This window comes from Acinetobacter sp. 10FS3-1 (assembly GCF_013343215.1).
GTDB lineage: Bacteria > Pseudomonadota > Gammaproteobacteria > Pseudomonadales > Moraxellaceae > Acinetobacter > Acinetobacter lwoffii_C.
The window spans coordinates 1,392,237-1,412,069 of record NZ_CP039143.1 but is presented as its reverse complement, the minus strand read 5'-3'; the positions used below and the strand labels follow the sequence as shown (position 1 = coordinate 1,412,069).

General features: G+C 43.4%; 17 protein-coding genes and 1 pseudogene. 3 read left to right on the top strand and 15 right to left on the bottom strand.

Annotation, left to right across the window (positions count from 1 at the left end):
* Positions 1 to 282: 282 nt before the first annotated feature.
* The gene (locus E5Y90_RS06675; protein WP_174659770.1) at positions 283 to 1,329 is read left to right on the top strand and encodes an NAD(P)H-dependent flavin oxidoreductase; all 1,047 of its coding nucleotides are present in this window, start codon (positions 283 to 285) and stop codon (positions 1,327 to 1,329) included.
* A gap of 69 nt (positions 1,330 to 1,398) precedes the next feature.
* Here E5Y90_RS06675 and E5Y90_RS06670 read toward each other — a convergent pair whose 3' ends face one another.
* Together E5Y90_RS06670 and dusB are read right to left on the bottom strand one after the other, a co-directional pair.
* Positions 1,399 to 2,076 carry a hypothetical protein gene (locus tag E5Y90_RS06670; RefSeq protein ID WP_151203172.1) on the bottom strand — a complete coding sequence of 226 codons (678 nt, stop codon included), beginning with the start codon at positions 2,074 to 2,076 and terminating at the stop codon, positions 1,399 to 1,401.
* A 247-nt stretch (positions 2,077 to 2,323) separates the two neighbouring features.
* Positions 2,324 to 3,301, bottom strand: a complete 978-nt coding sequence (gene dusB, locus E5Y90_RS06665) for a tRNA dihydrouridine synthase DusB (RefSeq protein WP_267314043.1) — start codon at positions 3,299 to 3,301, stop codon at positions 2,324 to 2,326.
* A gap of 189 nt (positions 3,302 to 3,490) precedes the next feature.
* Here dusB and E5Y90_RS06660 point away from each other — a divergent pair, with 189 nt between their 5' ends.
* A complete protein-coding gene (locus E5Y90_RS06660; protein WP_174659768.1) occupies positions 3,491 to 5,113 on the top strand; it encodes a tyrosine-type recombinase/integrase in 1,623 nt (540 codons plus the stop codon).
* Between the two features lie 115 nt (positions 5,114 to 5,228).
* On the top strand, positions 5,229 to 5,885 hold the full coding sequence (locus E5Y90_RS06655; RefSeq protein ID WP_174659767.1) for a hypothetical protein: 657 nt from the start codon (positions 5,229 to 5,231) through the stop codon (positions 5,883 to 5,885).
* Positions 5,886 to 6,082: 197 nt separating this feature from the next.
* Here E5Y90_RS06655 and E5Y90_RS06650 read toward each other — a convergent pair.
* From E5Y90_RS06650 to E5Y90_RS06590, 13 genes and pseudogenes are all read right to left on the bottom strand, one after another.
* Positions 6,083 to 6,458, bottom strand: a pseudogene (locus E5Y90_RS06650) (hypothetical protein).
* Complete coding sequence (locus E5Y90_RS06645; protein ID WP_174659766.1) at positions 6,458 to 7,045, bottom strand: glycoside hydrolase family 19 protein; 588 nt, start codon at positions 7,043 to 7,045, stop codon at positions 6,458 to 6,460. The pseudogene E5Y90_RS06650 and the gene E5Y90_RS06645 overlap by 1 nt, the downstream one beginning before the upstream one ends.
* Positions 7,026 to 7,328, bottom strand: coding sequence for a hypothetical protein (locus tag E5Y90_RS06640; protein WP_151206237.1), 303 nt, complete (start codon positions 7,326 to 7,328; stop codon positions 7,026 to 7,028). Before E5Y90_RS06640 ends, E5Y90_RS06645 begins: the two co-directional genes overlap by 20 nt.
* Complete coding sequence (locus tag E5Y90_RS06635; protein WP_004646469.1) at positions 7,309 to 7,635, bottom strand: hypothetical protein; 327 nt, start codon at positions 7,633 to 7,635, stop codon at positions 7,309 to 7,311. Before E5Y90_RS06635 ends, E5Y90_RS06640 begins: the two co-directional genes overlap by 20 nt.
* An 80-nt stretch (positions 7,636 to 7,715) precedes the next feature.
* Positions 7,716 to 7,949 (bottom strand): hypothetical protein, encoded by a 234-nt coding sequence (locus E5Y90_RS06630; RefSeq protein WP_174659765.1) that lies wholly within the window; start codon positions 7,947 to 7,949, stop codon positions 7,716 to 7,718.
* On the bottom strand, positions 7,942 to 10,029 hold the full coding sequence (locus E5Y90_RS06625; RefSeq protein WP_174659764.1) for a hypothetical protein: 2,088 nt from the start codon (positions 10,027 to 10,029) through the stop codon (positions 7,942 to 7,944). Before E5Y90_RS06625 ends, E5Y90_RS06630 begins: the two co-directional genes overlap by 8 nt.
* 17 nt (positions 10,030 to 10,046) lie before the next feature.
* Positions 10,047 to 10,433 carry a hypothetical protein gene (locus E5Y90_RS06620; RefSeq protein WP_174659763.1) on the bottom strand — a complete coding sequence of 129 codons (387 nt, stop codon included), beginning with the start codon at positions 10,431 to 10,433 and terminating at the stop codon, positions 10,047 to 10,049.
* A complete protein-coding gene (locus E5Y90_RS06615) occupies positions 10,430 to 10,786 on the bottom strand; it encodes a carboxypeptidase regulatory-like domain-containing protein (protein WP_228723979.1) in 357 nt (118 codons plus the stop codon). The genes E5Y90_RS06620 and E5Y90_RS06615 overlap by 4 nt, the downstream gene beginning before the upstream one ends.
* Entirely contained in the window at positions 10,776 to 11,996 is a 1,221-nt protein-coding gene (locus tag E5Y90_RS06610) for a hypothetical protein (RefSeq protein WP_174659762.1), read from the bottom strand. The genes E5Y90_RS06615 and E5Y90_RS06610 overlap by 11 nt, the downstream gene beginning before the upstream one ends.
* Before the next feature lie 60 nt (positions 11,997 to 12,056).
* The gene (locus E5Y90_RS06605) at positions 12,057 to 13,673 is read right to left on the bottom strand and encodes a hypothetical protein (protein WP_174659761.1); all 1,617 of its coding nucleotides are present in this window, start codon (positions 13,671 to 13,673) and stop codon (positions 12,057 to 12,059) included.
* An 8-nt stretch (positions 13,674 to 13,681) separates the two neighbouring features.
* Positions 13,682 to 15,649, bottom strand: a complete 1,968-nt coding sequence (locus E5Y90_RS06600) for a hypothetical protein (protein WP_174660573.1) — start codon at positions 15,647 to 15,649, stop codon at positions 13,682 to 13,684.
* The gene (locus E5Y90_RS06595; RefSeq protein ID WP_174659760.1) at positions 15,639 to 16,058 is read right to left on the bottom strand and encodes a hypothetical protein; all 420 of its coding nucleotides are present in this window, start codon (positions 16,056 to 16,058) and stop codon (positions 15,639 to 15,641) included. Before E5Y90_RS06595 ends, E5Y90_RS06600 begins: the two co-directional genes overlap by 11 nt.
* Entirely contained in the window at positions 16,055 to 19,822 is a 3,768-nt protein-coding gene (locus E5Y90_RS06590; protein WP_174659759.1) for a tape measure protein, read from the bottom strand. Before E5Y90_RS06590 ends, E5Y90_RS06595 begins: the two co-directional genes overlap by 4 nt.
* Positions 19,823 to 19,833: the final 11 nt, after the last annotated feature.

The following is a 19,833-nucleotide window of genomic DNA, read 5'->3' as shown; positions in this document are numbered from 1 at the left end:
CATATTCTTAGATGCCTCAAGATTTGACCATTTCAGCTCAAGTTTGCAGTTTTTTATGGACATCATCAGACATGAATTTAGGCCACACTTGGGTAAAAGTTGATGATAACTACTTTGTTTATTGCACTTGGAAATAGACTCTCTTTTTCATAAGCCTTCATGCTGAGCAGAATGTAATCAGCCTGTTACTAAAGAGCTTATATTTCATAATAAAATAACCAATATTATTTGCTTAATTCTGTTGCCAGAGGCAAAGTAATAAAAATAACAAGGAGCAAATCTATGTCTTTATTAGAGAAATTGGGAATACGACATCCTATTTTTTTAGCACCTATGGCTGGGGTTTCAACACCTGAACTTGCTGCTGAAGTGTCTAACCAGGGAGGCTTGGGTTCACTGGGTCTCGGAGCTAGCAGTGTTGAGTCTGCTCGTGCACAGATTTTAAAGACTCAAGAGCTGACAGATTGCCCTTTTCAGGTCAATTTTTTCTGCCATGACAGTGAAGAACTTGATGACAGCATCGCCCAAGCATGGATTGCGCAGTTTAAAGATAAATTTGCAGAATACGGCGCCAATGCTCCTACCCAGCTCAAATGTATCTATCCCAGCTTTAAAGACAATGATGATTTTCTGAATTTGGTTCTGGACACTAAGCCCAGTGCGGTAAGTTTTCATTTCGGAATTCCGCATCCACACCAGATTCAGGCCTTAAAAGAAGCTGGGATTGTAACTATGGTATCGGCCACCAACTTTGCCGAAGCCAAAGCAATTGAAGCTGCAGGAATTGATATTATTATTGCTCAAGGCATTGAAGCGGGAGGACATCGTGGAATTTTTTGCACAAAATTTGATGCCTCTGTCAAAACCTCTAATTTAGTCAAACTGATCAAACAGCACTTTTCTCTGCCTGTTGTTGCAGCGGGCGGTATTATGGATGGCCAGCAGGCACACCAAATGATGGAGCTGGGTGCAGAAGCCGTTCAGCTTGGCACTGCCTTTGTACAATGCAAGTCCTCGAATGCCAGTGATGCTTATCGCAGAGCTTTATTGTCTAAGCCGCTTACTCAGGTAAGTGCCAGCATTTCTGGTCGTCCTGCTCGCGGGATTATCAACCACTGGCATATTGAAGTAGATACTCCTGAGCGCCTGGATGTACCGGCCTATCCTTATACCTATGATCTGGCCAAGCAGCTATACGCAGCAGCTGCCCAACATGGCGATCACGGTTATGGGGCTTTCTGGGCAGGTTCAAATGTGGCACAGATCCGTGAAATAGAAGCCTCAGATCTGGTGAATCAGCTAGTTCTGGAAATGAAACATAGCTCATAACACAGTCAGAGTTTAAAAAAGCCTCTTATAAAAAGAGGCTTTTTTATTTGCAAAATGTTCACCTGCTATTTAACGCGTCATACGATCCCAGGCATCCTTAACTGCGAACTTGGCTTCTTCCCAGTTTAAACGGGTATTGCCTTTGACCTGTTCCCACTTCGTACGCAGTTCCGGTTCAGCATGAGAGAATTCAGTCTGGCGATCATAGCGTGAACGGTTCTCATATCCGACCTGATAGGCACCCCGATAATCACGGTCATAGTCCAAGTCGCTATACATATTACGGGTTTCACTATAATAGGGGCGATTATGGTACTCATCTCTCCAGTAGTTATCTTCCTGAATTAGATCACTTGGCTGCCGATAGTTATCAGCCTCTCGCAAATTTTCGGGATGCTGGTAATTATCTGCCTGATTTGGATGATCGGGTGTTGCGATATCATTACCTGCAATACCGCCCACTATACCCCCTACTATACCGCCAACGACTGCACCAGGAGGACCACCCACAGCACCAAATGCGGCACCTACAGCAGCTCCGCCTAAAGTACCGGCACCAGTAGCCACCAGATGATCTTCACCTTCATTCATGTCTGGAACACGATGACTCTCTTTAGGAGGTGTATTTAAATCTGGACGTGCGCTTGCATCTGTAGCATCAATATCTAAGGCTTCACTGCGTTCTTCTGGTAATTCTGTTGAAGTTTTATGGCTGAATTCTGTCACTGGACGATTAGTATTAGTCATTATGAATCTCCCTTGATCATGAGAATGAACAAGACTGAAACTACATCTTGCCATGCTAGAGACCCATCTTAGAGAAGGTTCACGTAAACAGTGTCCAAGTCCTGTCCAGTTTAGGTGAATATAATATGCAGCTATGTTTAAGTCAGAATAGAATGTAACGGGAACACTTAAAAGCTTCGACTCAAGATAAAAAAGGTACTGTTTTCACTACAGCACCTTTCCTTAATTCATTAGCGATGGAGCTGATTTATTTGGTTTCCAGCAGGTTGACTTGATCGACCTGCACATCACTCATGATCTGACCATATTCAAGTAAATGATTAAAATAATCTTCCACTACTTTATATTGATCAGCAGTGTTCTCCACCTGATACATACTTTGCCGGAATTCATTGCTCGAATGCAGCCCCTTGGTGTACCAGGCAATATGTTTACGCGAAATACGGCAACCGGAGTATTCACCATAAAATTCATAAAGTTCAGACAGGTGCCCAAGCAAAACCTGTTTAACTTCATGAATGCTTGGCGCAGCCAGATATTCTCCGGTTTTCAGATAATGACCAATTTCACGAAAAATCCAGGGTCTGCCTTGAGCAGCCCGGCCGATCATAATGGCATCGGCACCCGTATAGTCGAGCACATATTTGGCTTTTTCAGGACTGTCGATATCACCATTGGCAATCACAGGAATAGTCAATATTTCTTTCACATTTTTAATAAGCGAATACCGTGCCGTATTCAGGTACATATCTTCCCGGGTACGGCCATGCAAGGCCAATGCTGCAATACCTGCTTCTTCAGCACGCTTGGCGACACGTAGAATATTTTCCTGGCCATTCAGAAAACCCAGACGGGTTTTGAGCGTCACAGGCACATCTACGGCTGCGACCACAGTGTCCATAATTCGGGCCACCAGATCTTCATCTTGCAGCAAGGCAGAGCCTGCCAGTTTATTGCAGACTTTTTTGGCTGGACAACCCATATTAATATCAACTATTTGCGCCCCATTGGCAACCTGATAACGGGCAGCTTCTGCCAGATCCTGCGGGTCCGAACCTGCAATCTGTGCTGAAATGGGTGCCAGCTCACCATCAAAATTTGCACGATACAAACTCTTTTTACTCATGCGCAGGGTTTTATCCGAGGTCATCATTTCACTGACGGCATGGCCTGCACCAAAGTACTTGCATAAAGTCCTGAAGGGACGGTCAGTTACGCCCGCCATCGGGGCAACAAAAATAGGGGAATGCTTTGATTTATCAAACAATTCTTCAATTACTTTGTTTTTACTCAATTTTTACTTTCCCACATTCTCAATGATTTTACATGATTCTCCATCATTCCTAGCTATTCTTTGCGCCTAATTTGCGCCATAATCCCGCTTATGGCGTAAAACTAATTTGTGGCGTAAAAAATGGGAACAATTGCAGAACGGAAAACAGCTGATGGTAAATTGCGGTATAGAGCTCAAATACGAATAACTCGCAAAGGCTTACCACCATTTATTAAAACAAGAACCTTTGCTAAAGAGTCACAAGCAAAAGAGTGGATAAAGCGACTAGAAGCGGAGATCCTTGTTAACCCCACTATTCTAAATCCTGAAGCCAAAGTTTTGTCAAAAACTTTAGAACAATTCATTACCCGGTATCTGACCGAAATCGGAGATGAGTTTGCAGAAACTAAATCTTGGGCATTAAAAAATTTATGTACATACGATATTGCCCTTAAGGATGTATACACTCTTTCTCGGCAGGATTTTTCATCCTTTGCTATTGAGCGACGCAGAGGCAATCCTACAGACTTACTTGGCGGCGTAGCACCCTCAACAGTTTTAAAAGACTTATCTCATATTTCTTCAGTTCTGAATCATGCTGAATTGGTATGGGGTGAAGATGTTGCACATTCTAAAAATGAGCTATCACATGCATTAATTGGTTTAAAGAAGGCCCGGATTGTCACAAAATCCAAAGAACGTGATCGTTTAATTACATCAGAAGAGTTGCAGATCCTTACCAATCACTTTTATAAAGGTTGGAAGCGAATCCGCAACGCTGTTCCAATGCACCTGGTCATGTGGCTGGCTATATATACAGGTCGTCGTGAGGGTGAACTCTGTGAAATGCGCCTTGAAGACTTTGATAGAAAAAATAGCCAGTGGAAAATTCGTGATGTTAAAAACCCAGATGGATCCAAGGGGAATCATAAATATGCTCATTTAGAGCCGAAAGCCCTGCAGATCATTGATGAACTACTTGAGCCGTCTACACGAAAAAGAATGCTTGAACTTGGATATAGTGATGCCCTTCTACTCCCAGTTAATGTGCAAACAGTCAGTGATTATTTTCGTAGAGCATGTCGCTTAAATGAAATTGAAGACCTGAGGTTCCATGATTTACGCCATGAAGCTGCCACACGTTACGCCGAAGATGGTTTTACTATTCCCCAGCTGCAGACAATTACATTGCATTCATCTTGGAATAGTCTTAAGCGTTACGTGAATCTTAAAAAACGAGGCAAACGTCTGGATTACTCAGAAGCAATTCAGTCTGCAAAAATGCAGTTTGACGATAACTATTCACAGTTTGCTCTAAAACAACGCTATGTATCTGCAGTTGATATTGTTGATGCAGAAGAATTGTATACGCAGATTGAAGCGCCTGATGTCATTAATACAGAATATACGTTTGTGGGGGAATTATTAGATCAATTTATAAAGTCTTTTAGACCAACAAAAAGTATTGTTGATACATACAAGCAAAAATCTAGCATTCAAAACATTTTTGCCTGGAATGATATCCAGCAAAGTTTCGTGGTGCCTTACATTCAGAATGCTTGGGAAAGCTGGTTTAAAGACCATGCCGTAATTGCATGGGAACAGTTACCTGCAGATGCTACACACTTTAATTTTAGCGGGCTAGATGTGCTAAAAATTGAAAATGACCGTATTTATAAATGGGAAAGTCAAATCAAAATCTGGTTTGATATTAGTAAGTACTACAATGTTGATCAGTCGGTACTTATTAAAAAGGATAAATAATGAAAACATGGGACTACTTTCATATAGAGCACACGATAAAGAATGGGAAAATTTTCAGGAAGGAGCCGGGGTGGGCTTTAAATTTGCAAAGTAATTATGTGATTTTGAGTGGGGTATGGAGTTGATAAAAAGAGAAATAACTATCGTCTTAATAAGTACAGCCGTAGGTATAGGGATTATAGCAATAGTTTCATTTTTTATTGTTTGGATTGGCTTTCCTGCTGAAAATCCAAAAGACTCATTCAAGGATGCTTTGAGCTTCGCTGGTGGTATTTTTGGTGGGTTAGCAACATTTGGTGCGGCAATTATTGCGGCTTATTTATTTAATGATTGGAGAATAAGTCATAATAAAAACATAGATGCTCAGCTTTGCATGAAGGTTATGGATTCGGTTTACGATTGCGATTTAAACCTCTTGAGAATTAACTCCTTCTTGGTGGATTATTTATCAGAACCTAATAAGATTTCTTATCAAAGAGAACTGAATGTTAATCTGAATCAGTTAAGGGATATTATAAATATTATGGCTTCATCCTTATGCATATTGGGTCATATAATACCAAAAAATGATTATAATCGAAATTTTTTACCCAGCCTGCAAGGAGTTATTGATGATTTGGAGGAATACCACAAGACCATAGATACCACGTTTAGGGGACTCAACACTCCTATGCCTAGTGAGTTTATTCAAAAGTATAATATGTTGTGTGAAAATAGCAGGATGAAATACAGATCTGTAATTGAAGAGTTGCGCCGGTACTATAAAGCTTAACTCTTAAACCACACCAACACACACCCCCACATTCACATTCGTCGTAATCGAGCGGGCTGTGTAGCCCTCACTTGAGGGCTTTTACAATTGCACCATGTCGCGCCTTACAGTCATTATATTTAGCAACCGTATTCACGGACCAGGCTAAAGCAACCTTACCCCGCCCGGACTCCAACTGCTGTAAATCAGCGCATGGCTCAAGGAGGTTCGCTGGTACCACTGGCGATAAGTGAGTTGAGTTGCTGCAGGCCGTCATCATCAAAGCAGTGATTGAGATAAACAGGACGATCAATGATCTTTTGCACTTCACGTGTAACTGTTTCGACTTGTACACGCTGTTCTGACTTTGTTTTCATAATCGAAACTCATCTGGTTAATTTGATTTTGTTTTTCAGTCAAAGCCTTGAGGTGCTTTTGCTCAATGTCCTGAATTTTGGCTGTGCATTGCTCACTGGCTTTACGCAACTTTCCACTCAAATGATTGGTGTAAGCAATTTGCCCCACCCATAAAGCAAAAAAGATCGCAATTGCGATCCAGTGTTTGTATTTCCATAAGACTGTGAGTATTGGCATTAGACTATCCATCCTCTTAATTTCGCCAGATGAGCTTTACGGTCTGCAAGGCCATTGGTACCGCCATTGATCCGGCGTGTAATCATCTGCACGCCGTCTTGATCAGCCAAGGAGTTCAAACCATTATCAGACCAGAACTTACAAGCAACCATCAGGCCGATACTTGGTATAGCTACAATCTCTGGATTGTTTTCAAAGTCAATGCCGAGCTGCTGGCCATACTTGCGATAGTTTGCGCGGCCAGTTAATTGGATTGGTCCGCGGCCCTTGAATCGTTTCCCATCCCCTGGCTGTGTATTACCTAAATCCTTTCGGCCTTCATATGCTGCACCGGATGCAATTTCCTCCATGTATCGGAAGTTGCCCGACTCATGTGCAAGTTGTGAAAGGAAATGGGTGAAGCGAAGTGGATTATCGAGAATGCCATAGTTTTTCAAGTGAACATTAGCAGCAAGACCCAATTCTTCAGCGCGTGATTGGCTGGCACCTAGTTTTTTAAATACCGCAGTCAGGGTGCCACGACCAATAATGCCGTCATCATGCACATCTACTGCTCGCTGGAGTTTTTTAATTTGAGTGGTGTTCATCATCTTTATCCGTAGTGAAAAATTTAGGACGTGCACCACCCTTACCCCAAATATAGAGTTGTCGGGTAAAGAGTGCGAATAAAATGCTTACAGTGGTGTAAAAAAGTGTTCCAGCTGGACTGGGCGAATACTCATCTTTAACAAAAAGTGCTGCCCCAAAAAGGATCGACAACACCAATAGAAAATCGATATGTTTTGGAAGTTGAATTTTTGGATGAAATGCCATGATGGCAAACGAAACTATAAATAACACCAAAGCCGTCTTACTTATGATTAGCAGCATCTTCATTCTCCTTTTTGACCAAACCAAGAACTCTTGATCGAGCCAAACTCAGCAATGCTTCAGCTGTACTTTTACCAGCAGCACCCAGAATGAAACCAAATAGTTCTGGGTAGTTACCGCTAGCAAGAAATAAACTTGCCGGTTTAGCAAAGACCACACATAAAATAAAGCCAGCAAAGAATCCTATCCAGCGATCCCGAGTCGGCTCCTTGCTTAATAGAAAGCCAAAAGTCGCACCCAGCACACCCGTAAAAAGGATGTGTGAATGGTTCTTTATGCTTTCCAATACTTGACTAAGAAAGTCCATATACATCCCCTTTAGCCATACATCCCCCTAAATTATTGACATTAAAAAAGCACCCGAAGGTGCTGTTATTTTGTTGATCGTTAAACTTCTACTTGTGAATGCTGCCCTGTTGGTGCTGGCCGCAAAATGATTTGGTTTGCAATAAATACCCGGGCACCTAAATTGTAGGCTGTACCAGAAGTACAAAGTACAGGACCAGAGCCTCCATCGATCTGCACCCGGTATTCTGGGTGCTTCACTGAAGTGATGGTACCGATGTATTCCGCATGGGTCGGATTAAGCAGCTTACGCAGTTCAAATAAAGGATTACTCACGGCTAATGCGCTCCACGATAATGGTTTCATTCACCTTTTCATGCGAGAAACTGCCACTCACCCCATCAATCACGCCCCACCACTGGCCATTAAATGCAATCGATTTACCGGGTAGCATCTCGCCAATTTCTTGACTGACCGGAATATCCGAGAAAGTATGCAGCTCTTGAATATTAGCTTTGACCAGTTCATTTTTGCCATAGCTGGCACCCGATACCACATTAAACAATGGACCTGTGACCGTCTCAAGCGGTACATCACCCGAGGTGCCACGCTGCTGTACTTTCAGGCTTTCACCACTACGACTATTCACCACTGTGATGGCGTTAAAGTCAGCAATATATTCATCGTTCTGTTTAATGGTCTGCTGCATGACCAGGCTTTCAGATAGCAGAATGTCGTAATCCTCTACCGTCATCGAATCCCAGTAGCCTTTCTGGTACCGGGGTAAGATAGTCAGCGTATTACCCGCTTTCTGGCTATAGATAAAACCACCACCTGCATCAACCACCTGCTTTATTGCATCAATTGGTGCAAGTTCGGCATAGCTCAAGCTTTCAACCGGTACGATCCAGCCTAGCTCATCAATTAGCTTCCAGTCCAGGTTGGTACCGCTATTCGCCCGATCAATCTCAGTCTGAACCAGTTGAACAGAGGTGCGTTCGTTATCCTGAATGAATGAGCGTGTTGGCCCGTACTTATCTGAGTTCAAAGCGGTCACGCTTCGACCCGGATAAGTGTATAAAACACTGGCAAAGCGACGGGTTTCCTCTGGATCTTCCAGTAGAATATGATGTTCGAACCCATTGATTGTGACTTTGAGAATCACTGGCTGACTGTTAATCGGCTGCAGCTTGTCTTTTTCCGTGTGAGCCACGGTAATCGAGTAAGTCCAGCACCACTGTGACCTGCTGGTAGTGTAGCTGCCATCAATCACTTGAATCTTCTCGCCGGTATCCAATCGCTCGGCTGTTAATGTATTCACGATATACCACCAGTTTCGTTTTGGCAGTGCTGGGATACAGTCATCTGCGCCAAAATTTAAAACAACATCATGTGAATCAACGTCATGACAGAGACAGATAAAATTGAGATCCGTACTACCTTCATATTTGGGTAATTCAGGCTTTGGCCATGGTTGAACAGGATGCTTTCTGTAGTGAATTGCTTTGGCTTTATCCCAAGGCAAATCTGACTTGGTAACAATCTCCAGGCCATTATCCCACTCAAATGAAAAACGGTGCTCAAATACTTGAGCCACTTCATGTGAGTAAGTAAAAGTCTTACGCCGACGGATCATTTCCTGCCAGACCGTTTGCCGGTTATGCCGCAGTTTGATCGTTTCTTCATGCAGGTAGCGCTGATGAATAAAGCGTTTATCACCTTCTTCCCAAACCACATATGCATCAGAACTTAAACCGGTTGCTTGCTCATGTATGGATCTAATCGCCCGGGTTAATGACCCTGCCTGCTCATACTGGATATCTGCCTGATTGGAAATCACCAAACCCTGGTCATAAAAAAGAGCCTCATTTGAGACTCTTAATACTGGTTTGGCCCACGGTATTTCTGAGGTGCTCAGGCATGCAATCGCTTTCTGATATCGCATGTCAAAACCATAAGACACCCCGACCAGATGGTTGATGTCGAATAATGCTTTAACTTCAAATTTAAAATCAGTATCTAAAACCGTATCAATGGTGCACAGATTTTCATTAAATACTGCTTCGATTTCAAAGCTAAAATTGGTATCTAAAATCGTATCGATCTGGCCAATAACATCAGTGTTTTCACTAAATACAGCAACTGCATCAAAGCTAAATCCAGTGTCGAGTACCGTATCTATGACCGCAGTATTCGCACCACTCTCCGCATACACTGCGTTAATTTCAAATGAGAATTCAGCATCGAGTACCGTATCGATTACAGCTGTAACATCATCGCCAAAATTGAGATTGGTTGAGCCATCGGCCAGATGCTCAAAATTCAGAATGATGTTATGGCTGTCAGTATTATCAGGCTTAAAGTTTAAGTTTAGGTTGTGAGCATCAACGGTGCCGAGCTTATTTTTAAAATCCACATGAGCACCCTTTTCAGTTACGGTCTAAGTTTGATGGACTGGATAAACAGCGTGCCGCCCACGACTAAATTGCTATTTGCCAGTGATATATCAGTACCCACAGTTAGATCTGCTGCCACCTCGCCCGCACCGTTAAAAATACGCGCCCATGTGGCTGTACCAGTCTTAATAACCGAGCCTGTGTCAGTTGGGTGTAATTCAACATAAGTTGGTGTGGTTTCTTTAATGCATGGCTCAGGAAAAACCAAAGTGACCAAAGCATTATTTGAATCTGCTGCAACTGATGTATTTGCAGGCTGAACACCTTCATAAAAAATAACGGTAGCACTTTGGCTACCGTTATCCATAAAATTTGCAAAGGCTTGAATCATGGCAAGCCGAGCATTGATAGATGTTTTACTCATTTTGCCACCACATTATCTTGAATAACCGCGTTGTATTGATTATTTAAATCAAATGCTATGATGAAATACTCAACTCCCTCTTTTATGTTTCTGAAGTGATATGCGCCATTTTTTGTTGGACTCACCTCCCATAAAAGCAATCTTGATGCTTTATCAAAACAACAGATTTTAGCGTACTGATACTGCTGCCCCATCTTTTTTATATTCCCTTTAATTCGACCAAATCCCTGATTAGGTGTTCTGGGGCAAAACATGCGTATCGGCAAAGGAATCAATCTATATTTCTTTTGTGCAAGGATGATATTTGATACATCATAATTAGAAAAATGCGCTCGAAATAATTTAACCTTCAATTCTTATCTCCTCAACTGGTGCCACAAACCAAAAACTAGAAGAAGGCCCATTAAATCCACCGTTGTGAATGTAAATTGGATTGTTAAAATCCACATCTGTTGTTAGTTTTGGTAGCTCTGTTGGTCCTGGTAGATTGGAGGATGAGTGAGCCCATCTATACAAGCCGCCCGAGACAAAACCTAAAAACTGCGTTGTTGATGCTTCAAAAAGCTCAATGGGGTAAGCAATACTTGTTTCAAATCCATCTATATTGTTTGGCAAATATGATGCATTTGCTGTGGGATAGGTGTGAGTTGGTGCTGCACCAGTCGAGATATATGGTCGAGCTATTACTTTTATGCCATTGATATTCCAGTTATTATTACTTAAATACCAACCTGCATCTTCAGAGTAAATGGCTGATAATGTACTTGCAAAATTAACTGGATAGTTAAGTTTTTCATAAGAAAGAGTGGCTGCTGGCGCAAAACCAAAGAACCCTTTGTTCTCACTAATGTATGTTATCAAACCGAGCAAGTGGAACTGACTGCCAATAATTACAGTGTCTTGGAATAAAGATAATCCTTGTGCGTGAGTGAAATTATTGTGTGTTGAGTTCGCATATTTAGCCAACTTCCAGATTGAGCCTGAATTATTGTCTATTATAGTATTTGTTAAGCCTTGTGCGCTTGATTGTTGATCTGTGATGACTCCTGTAGATTCATCTGCAGTGTGACCTAAAGTCGCTTGTATCATACTTCTAGCTGTGGCACCGTTTGCCATACTAAAAACCATTCGACAGTACAATTCGGACCCATTAAGATTCTTTAACTTGTAGAGATGAACAAATGTGCTTTCAGACTCATAACATAGCTGCCACCCTAGCGGGGCAACCAATGTTGTAAACCCACCTGTAATTAGAGATGGTGCGTCGTCAATTGTTAAACTAACAGTATTATCCGTTACGCTATCAATGACAAACTCACCACCATTAATGCTTAAAAGTTCAGGTGCATTGACTTTTAAGACACGGCCAGCCACATAGCCGTGTGATACACCATAACTTAAAGTAACGCTACCCCCACTCACACTAACGCTTGAAACAATTTGAGTATTGTAGCCACTTGATAGAATTTTCTTAAATGCTATAGGAAGCTTAATTTTACTTGCTGGAGTTAGGTCCAAGTCTACATCAGAGAATCTAAATACTTTTGTTTGTGTTTGCTTCATCGTCATATTCTTTTGCTCATAAAAAAAGACCGCATAAAGCGGTCATATTTGATTTAACCTTTAAACCACGCGGTCAATGTCACCACGCAGCATGATCTGAAACTGGTCAGACAGCACAGCTGGCTCAGATTGCTTCACTGTACGAATCACCCAAACTGGGAAGTTTGCAGCTACAGTGTTAAAGCGCAAAACGTTACCATTTGCCCAACCTGCGCCCCAGCCTTCCTTTTTTACTGTGAAATAAGGCAAACCAGTCACAGGGTTAATCGGTGCAAAATCTGCATTCACGCTGCCAGTACCGATTTGCCCTGAATATTCACCAACACAACGGAAGTTTGTTGCATCAGTAAATATCAGCGCCCAGCGCTCCTGAATTGCGCCTTTGTTCGTTACAACAATTGGATACAGAGCATCATTGTAGTTTGCCGAGATACCGCCGCCAGTCGCCTCATCTGCCCAGGCATTGTTCCATGACTGCTGCACAAATTTACGTGTGTAGCGCGCTTGCATGTCACCGATGACTAAAGCAGATCCAACAATGGTATCCACCGCATCATAGTTATGGGTTAAAGGCTTGGTAAAGGTTAGCTGGCCATTGATCTGTACATCACGGATCAGGCCCATGTCCTGATAGCGGTATTTCACTGTCAGCGGGGCAAATAGATTACTCAGTACAAAGTCACCGCCCAGAGTTACTCGACCATAGTCATAATCAACTGTGTATAAATCAAAACCTACTTTCGTACCGTTGCTGTCTTCAAGCTCTGCCCATGAAATGCGCTGATCATTCAAATCATAGGTGGTACCTGCAATTGCACTGGGTAGCTCTTGCACTTTGCTTGAACTGACGATTCCAATGCCACCGACCCGGAAAATTGGCACCCGGCCATCGATCGGTAAACGGGTAGCTGATAAGCCGAGAATTTCAGAATCAAGCGGAATATAGGTATAAGCGACTGCGTTATAACGTACTGATGAAGCATCGACCCAAACTGGAATATTGATATAACGGCCATCCAACTCATCATATTCAAGCAGCGGATCGTACCAGTCATTCGCTTCAATCTCTGCCCGATTTTCTTCGGTGATCTTAGTTTTGGTGTAGAAGTAAATCGTGACAAAACCATTATCCCAGTTCACTTGACCATGCGCCCGGCTGGTTTCAATCACCCCGTTTTCATCTGCAGTTAGTGTTAATTGACCATGCTCAATAGTACCCACAACCACAGTTAGGGATTGTGGCCGGATCGGCATGATTGGCGTTCTGAAACTGATCTTATTAACTGGCAACATATCAGTTGTTGTAGTCAGGGATTCCAGAGTAATGGTGTTATCTGCATTAGGCGTCCAGGAATCAATTTCAACAATACCAGTGCCATATTGAATGACACCAGACTGAATCCCACTATTATTGGTTGGATTCACATTGCGATACAGCAAGCCAGTACGGTCCAAGAAGGTATCAGCGCCAACCTTAAAACGCGCAGAACCTGTTAGAATCTGTTCATCAAAGCCGGAAGATAAATCCAGCTTAAGCTTGTTTGCAGTCACGGTGTGTGTTGCTGAGTTAGAGCCGGATGTATCGCGGTATTTCACTCGTATATCGACAGCATCAAAAGCTTTCAGCTCAACCTGATCGCCTCGAATACCGGATGTTTGTGGAGAATAAAAAGACATATTTCCTCCTATGCAGCGCCGTAGACATTTGTAGGTGTATAGATCGACACAAATCTATTCGCTGTGCTTTGTGGTGTAACTTCAACCGCGCCCGTAACATAGATAATCTTGCCTTGTACTTGTCCGCGACTATTGACAAGTTCCCCCATAGTTGCATCAACTGGCACGTCAGATAGCCGCACTGTTCCTGCTATTTTCCGGTCAGCACTCTGTACGGGAATTTCCAGATATACACTGTTAGGCTGGATCGCTGACCCTGTACCAATGGTGAAGGTGAGCTTTTGCCTTGGATCTGGCACAACATCCATTTTGGTCTGTTCAAGTGATGATCCATAGTTATAGATCACCGAAAAAATCGTACCTTTTTGTGGCAACTCATATGGAATGATTTTTCCAGTACCCGCGGAATAGTTAATTTCACCTTTAGCATCACCAGTAAATTTACCCCGAGCATTGGAAGTCGCTGTTTTGGCTTTGCCTTCAAGCGTCCAGTTAATCGTGACACCTGGCAATACGCCTAATCGCCCTAAATCAAACTCAAATGCAGCCTTTTCAACACTTAAGTTTGATCGAACAAAGGTAACAATCGGTGTACCCCAGTTCAGCAAGATTGGTGTATCCACATCCGGCAAAGCACCTGTGGTGAGTAGCCAAGATCCAGTTTCATAATTAATCATGCCCGAACCAAAGGATGGGCTCGAGGCTTTTAATTGTCCTGAACCATCATCTTTAAGCTCGTAAAACTTGCCTTGACTCATATATGAGATCGACAAAGCACCCGGTGCAGGAATCGGAATTAACACTCCGGTCCAGTTGGTGCCTTGGTTATTCTGAGTCACCGGAAATGCATCGCTTTGATAATACTGATTTGGTGCAGCGGCAGGCTTGAACGTGATATTCAGGCTCATGGTGCCGGCTGGTGCTGCCGCAGTCCATTGAATCAAACCACGCTGATAATCAATTGTGCCGACTTGAGTGCCTTGAGTATTTTTAAGCAGGCCACCCTGATCGGTGATCTGCTGGCCTTGCAAGGTGAAAGTCACACTGGATGGAATCACTGCAGAGCCAATATAGAGATTCTGACTAACACCAATTACCATATTTGGATAATTAACAGTAATCGCGTCTTCATTACCCGCCACCAGTACCACACTTTCACCAGCCGCATTGACATCAATAATCGGTGTTTCAGTCTGAGCCGATGGAATCAGTTGGGCAAAGATGCTTTTAGCATCGACTGTAAACTCACCCACATTCGCATCAGATGCCAGTGCAGTCGATGAGTAATACAAGCCAGTATCCGCCACAATGGTATCGCGGATGATGGTTTTTGATTTTTCACCGTTGTACCACTGGCGTGCTGATAATCCGACAAAGTCAACTTCAAGAGCATCATTCAAGGAATACGTAGCAACCTTGTATTCAATGTTTTTACCATCGATGACCATGACTGCGGTACGGGTTTCAACTTTAGTGATACGCACATACTGCTCGCGCTCTAAGGCCTTACCTTCATCACTAATCAGAACAATCGTATCCCCAACAGATGATTCAACTTCTTGCGGAAACATAGCGACTTGAAGCGATGACATACCCTGCCAGTGAGTATCCAACGGCGTACCGGCAATCTGACCACCTTTGGCCAAGTAGTTTTCTACCCGGTTTTGGGCGGACTGGCGCTCATCAGTCCAGTTCTTGGTGCTGAATAACAGTGCTGAGACGTTTGGATCTTCTGGTGGCTCAGATACAAAAACCGTTGCACCCATCAATAAATCAGTGTCTTCAGTAGTAACTGCCGGAAAGACTTTACGCATGGAGACATCACCCATGGTTCGATCCATTTCTGACACATCATTGAACAGGTTGTTGCTGATGCCGTCCTGAACAACCACGCCGGAGTATTTACCACCACCGTCGGAGTTATCAGTTAAACGCTCAGACTTGTAGATCACTAAATCTTTGGTTTCAATCGCCATCATCTAACTCCGTAAAGCGCAAAGTCACATTAAAATAATCATCCAGTGATACCGCTGGAATCCCTCTTACTGGTGTGGCCTCTAAGGCCCCATCCTGGTGATTAAATTTGACTGTGAATTGTCGGCTGTCATGTGGTTGTTCAAACTGCAGTCTGAAATTTTCACCTTGCAGCTTGGACCATTCCAAAACAGTCCGTAGTTCACGTAGCTTGATCCAGCCCATTTGCGGATCCGCCGGCTGTAAAGTGATTGGCCGGCCAGATTTCTTTTTGCCTTCCTGAATATGCAGAGTGCCATCCATGGCATAGGCCTGATTCTGCTCAATGGCCTTCCATGAGAATTCATCAGGCCATAAAAAACCGTCCTCTAATGGGACGGTTTCGGATGTTGCTAAGCGAATGAGTTTCATGTTGATTTCGCCTGTATTTTTAATTGATTCACAAGTTCATTCATTAAGGATTCCTGTCCAGCAGGCCCGCTAAATTTCATCTGCTTACCATTGAAATCAAAGTTATAAGTAACTTCTTTGGTAGGCTGACTAGTATCTCTGACAGATGGCACCGAAGGAATAGATGGTGCGTAGTCACTCAGACTGGAACCAGTTGAAGCTACATTGATAGAACGAAGCAGCTCATTGATCTTGTTGGTTCCGTGTTGAGTGGTCAGACCATTCGCTGCTGCCCGATCAAATTCAGCATTGATTAATGCTTTCATTGCGACACTGCTCTCTTTACCTAAACCCTGCTCTTTGGCGCTGCGATCCGCTGCCATAGCCTTAGACCAGATGGTGCCGGCAAGCTTTTGCGCTTCCTTATCGCTGTAGCCTTTGCTCTTGAGTTGAGATAAGACATCGTCCTTGGTATAGGAGTCATATCCATAAATTCCCTTGCTCAGCGCTTCGCCTTGGCGTTTCATTTCCTTATTGAAATCACCTCTGGCCTTATTGACCGCATCAGCCCAGGCCTCGGTAGAAGATTTGGCTTCTTCACGTGCAATCTGCCCAGCATGACGATAACCGTCACCAATACGGCGTGCTGATTCACGTACGCGGTGGTTGGCTTCGGTTAAATCATCCATCGCTTTAACAGAGGCTTTGCCTGTTTCGTCGATTTCAACTCTCAGATCTCGACCTGCACCTGCTGCATTAGCCGATGCAATTACTGCTTGATCACCAGACAAGGCGGCTGCTTGTGCTGCTTTCTCATAAGCCTTTTGGATGCCTTCAGCCGTAGCCTGACCACTATCACGGATAGTGATGTAATCCATTAACGCCTGTTGCGCAGAAAGCTTAAGATTCTCTTTAGTCTCAATCCCTAATCGCTTAAAAGCAGCCGTTACAGGATCAATATCATCTGGCAAACCTTGTGCTTGATGCTTAATTGCAATCAGACCTTGCTCAACTTGCGAAGTTGATAGCTTACCCTGTTCACCAAACTGCTCAAGCTTGGCTTTGGCCATATCAATTTCAGCTTGGCTTTTGGCGGTTTCCAGCCAGTTAAGCCAAGCCTGATAGGTTACATCACCAGCCTGCTTGCCGGTAATACCGGCCTCCTCTAATCTGGTCTTTAGATCATTCAAGTCATTCCCAGAGCTATTGAATGATTTAGAAACCTTGTTTAGCGAGACATCCAGATCTACACCAAATAGTTTCGCCGCTGCAGATGCTCTTGAATATGCTGTTTCAGCCACTTGGCCAGATCCAGTATTAGCTTTATTTAATTCAGCTATACGTAAATCACGGTTATTGGCCAACTCTGCTTCTTTAGCGTTGATGGCATTAATTGAGGATTGGGCAGATGCTAATGCATTTAAGTCACCAGTCTTTTTGGCCTGTTCAATCTGCTGCTCCAAGAGTGCACGTTCAGCTGCTGCCTGTTTCTGATAAGCCAGATATTCCTCATCGGCTTTCTTAACATTTTCCTTGGCCAGCCTTAGAGCTTCTTCTTTTTTGGCAGCGCTTTCAGCAGCCTGCTCTGCACTCTGACCTGCCTGAACACTAACCTTGCCAGCCTCATCGATGGTAACGATATAGCCCTTAGTTAATAGATCGGCCTGCATCACGCCATCCATGACACCGCCATTGGCCTTGATAGCGGCCTCAGCATAGTCCTGAGCAGAAGCTAGCATATCCTTATCTAATGCGGCTTTATTGGCTGCATGCTCCTTCTCACGGCCTTCTAGCTCATTAGATTTCTGGATAATTGCATCAATGGTCGACTGGTTGCCATCCTTACGCGCTTGATTTAATTGCGCATCGATGGCAGCACGTTCGTCTGCCAAGCCTTTGGATTTTTCTGTGTAGTCAATAGCTTGTTTGGCAAGCTCTGCAAAAGTCTCTTTATTTTTAGCTATAGTTTTGGCATTTTTTTCATCCTGAGTTTGCGCAGCCTCCTCCATGCGCTGCATACCCTTGGATTCGAAATCCATTGCATCCTTATCCGCCTCAGCGTAATACTGCTTTGCTTTGGCTTTCATGGTGTCTGCATTTGCGGCGAACTGCTTGCTTACATCACCCCACGTTACAGCAGCCAGTACACTATTTGCCGCACTGGCTAAATCAAACATCGCACCTGCTAAAAGATTAATACTAATTTTAATAGCTGTTGCGCCATCCGCAATAAAACCAAATGCAATAGATAAGCCTTGTAGCACACGCTCTAAGAAACTGACTTGTTCACCAGCTGCTGTTGCTTCACCAGTGAATGATGAAAGTACAGATAAGGCATTGGTTAGCGAGGTGCCCAAGATATCTGCAATTGTTTTTCCTAGATCAAATAGAGTTGAAACAACATCCTTAATGGCATCATAAGCACTGGATAAAGCAGATTTAAGACTTTCAAAAATAGAGATATCAATAAATGTTAATTGATCTCCAATCCAAACAAAGCCACTGCCGATATCCTTAAGCAATGTCTCTACAGTGCTCATATTATCAGCTAAGGTAACCAACCACTGAGCTACAGTTGCAGATGCCCCTGTTGATTGGTCCATGGTGCCAATCAATATTTGCCACTGTGTCTGGATACGCTGTAAGGCATTGCCAATAGTAGTAGGGAACTTGTTGTAATCAGCTTCAATCGCGGCTGATTGACCTTGTAGGGCCTTAATAACCTTCTCGGCTGACAGCTCACCATTCTCGGCCATCTTACGCAGCTCACCGGTAGTTACACCAAGTGACTGAGCCAATGCTTTTGAGATGCCCGGAGCTTGCTCCATGATGGAGTTGAATTCATCACCACGGAGTACGCCAGATTGTAATGCTTGCGTGAATTGGGTTATTGCTGCATCAGCTGCAGCTGCTGATCCACCACCAGTCTGAATGGCCATGTTAATGGTTTTGACCAGATCAAGACTTTGCTGTTGGGTCATCCCCATCTGCTTACCAGTATCATTCACTTTTGTGAATAGGCCTGCAGTAGCATCCAGACTTGAATTGGTCATCAGCGCAACTTGGTGCACCCCAGCCATGGCATGGGTAAAGTTCCCGCCTTCACTGGTTGCAATGTTGATCCGGGCTGAAAGGTTAGTATAAGAATCTGCTGCTTCAGCAAGCTCACGAATACCCAAGCCAACACCGATTGCAGCCATAGCACCAACTAGAGCATTTACCGCAAATTTTGCGCCATCTATTCCTTTTTGTGCTGACTGAGCTGCTGTATCTGCTTCTCTTAAGTTTGTGTTTGCTTTGCCTACTTCTGCCTGAAAATTATTAAATGCCTGGTCTGCCTGTTGAACTTCTTTTTCTAACTGATCTACTTGAAGTTTTGCAGTTTCAATGTCTGCTGGCGAAGCACTAGTTTTGGAGAATGCCTCAAGGTTTCGCTTAGCTTCTGCTAAATCACCCTTAAGTTGGCCTAATGCTTTTTCAGCTTTGTTGCCGAAATCAGTAAAATTACTAGCTGTAGATTTTGCATTATCACCCGCATCCTTAATAATGCCTGTGGCAGCATTTAAAGATTGGGAGAGCTTATCTGCTAACTCACTGGTGCCTTTAGGGATAATATTTCCAATTTCTTTCGAAGCATCGGCAGTTGCTTGTTTCAACCGTTCTGATTCTTGTTTTATTGCATTAAATACTGACTTAGCTGCATCCTCTGATTGCTTGATGTTACCAACAAAACCTTTAGTGTCGGCATCCATGATCAATTTGAATGTTAAGTTTTTACCAGACATGCTGACCTCTA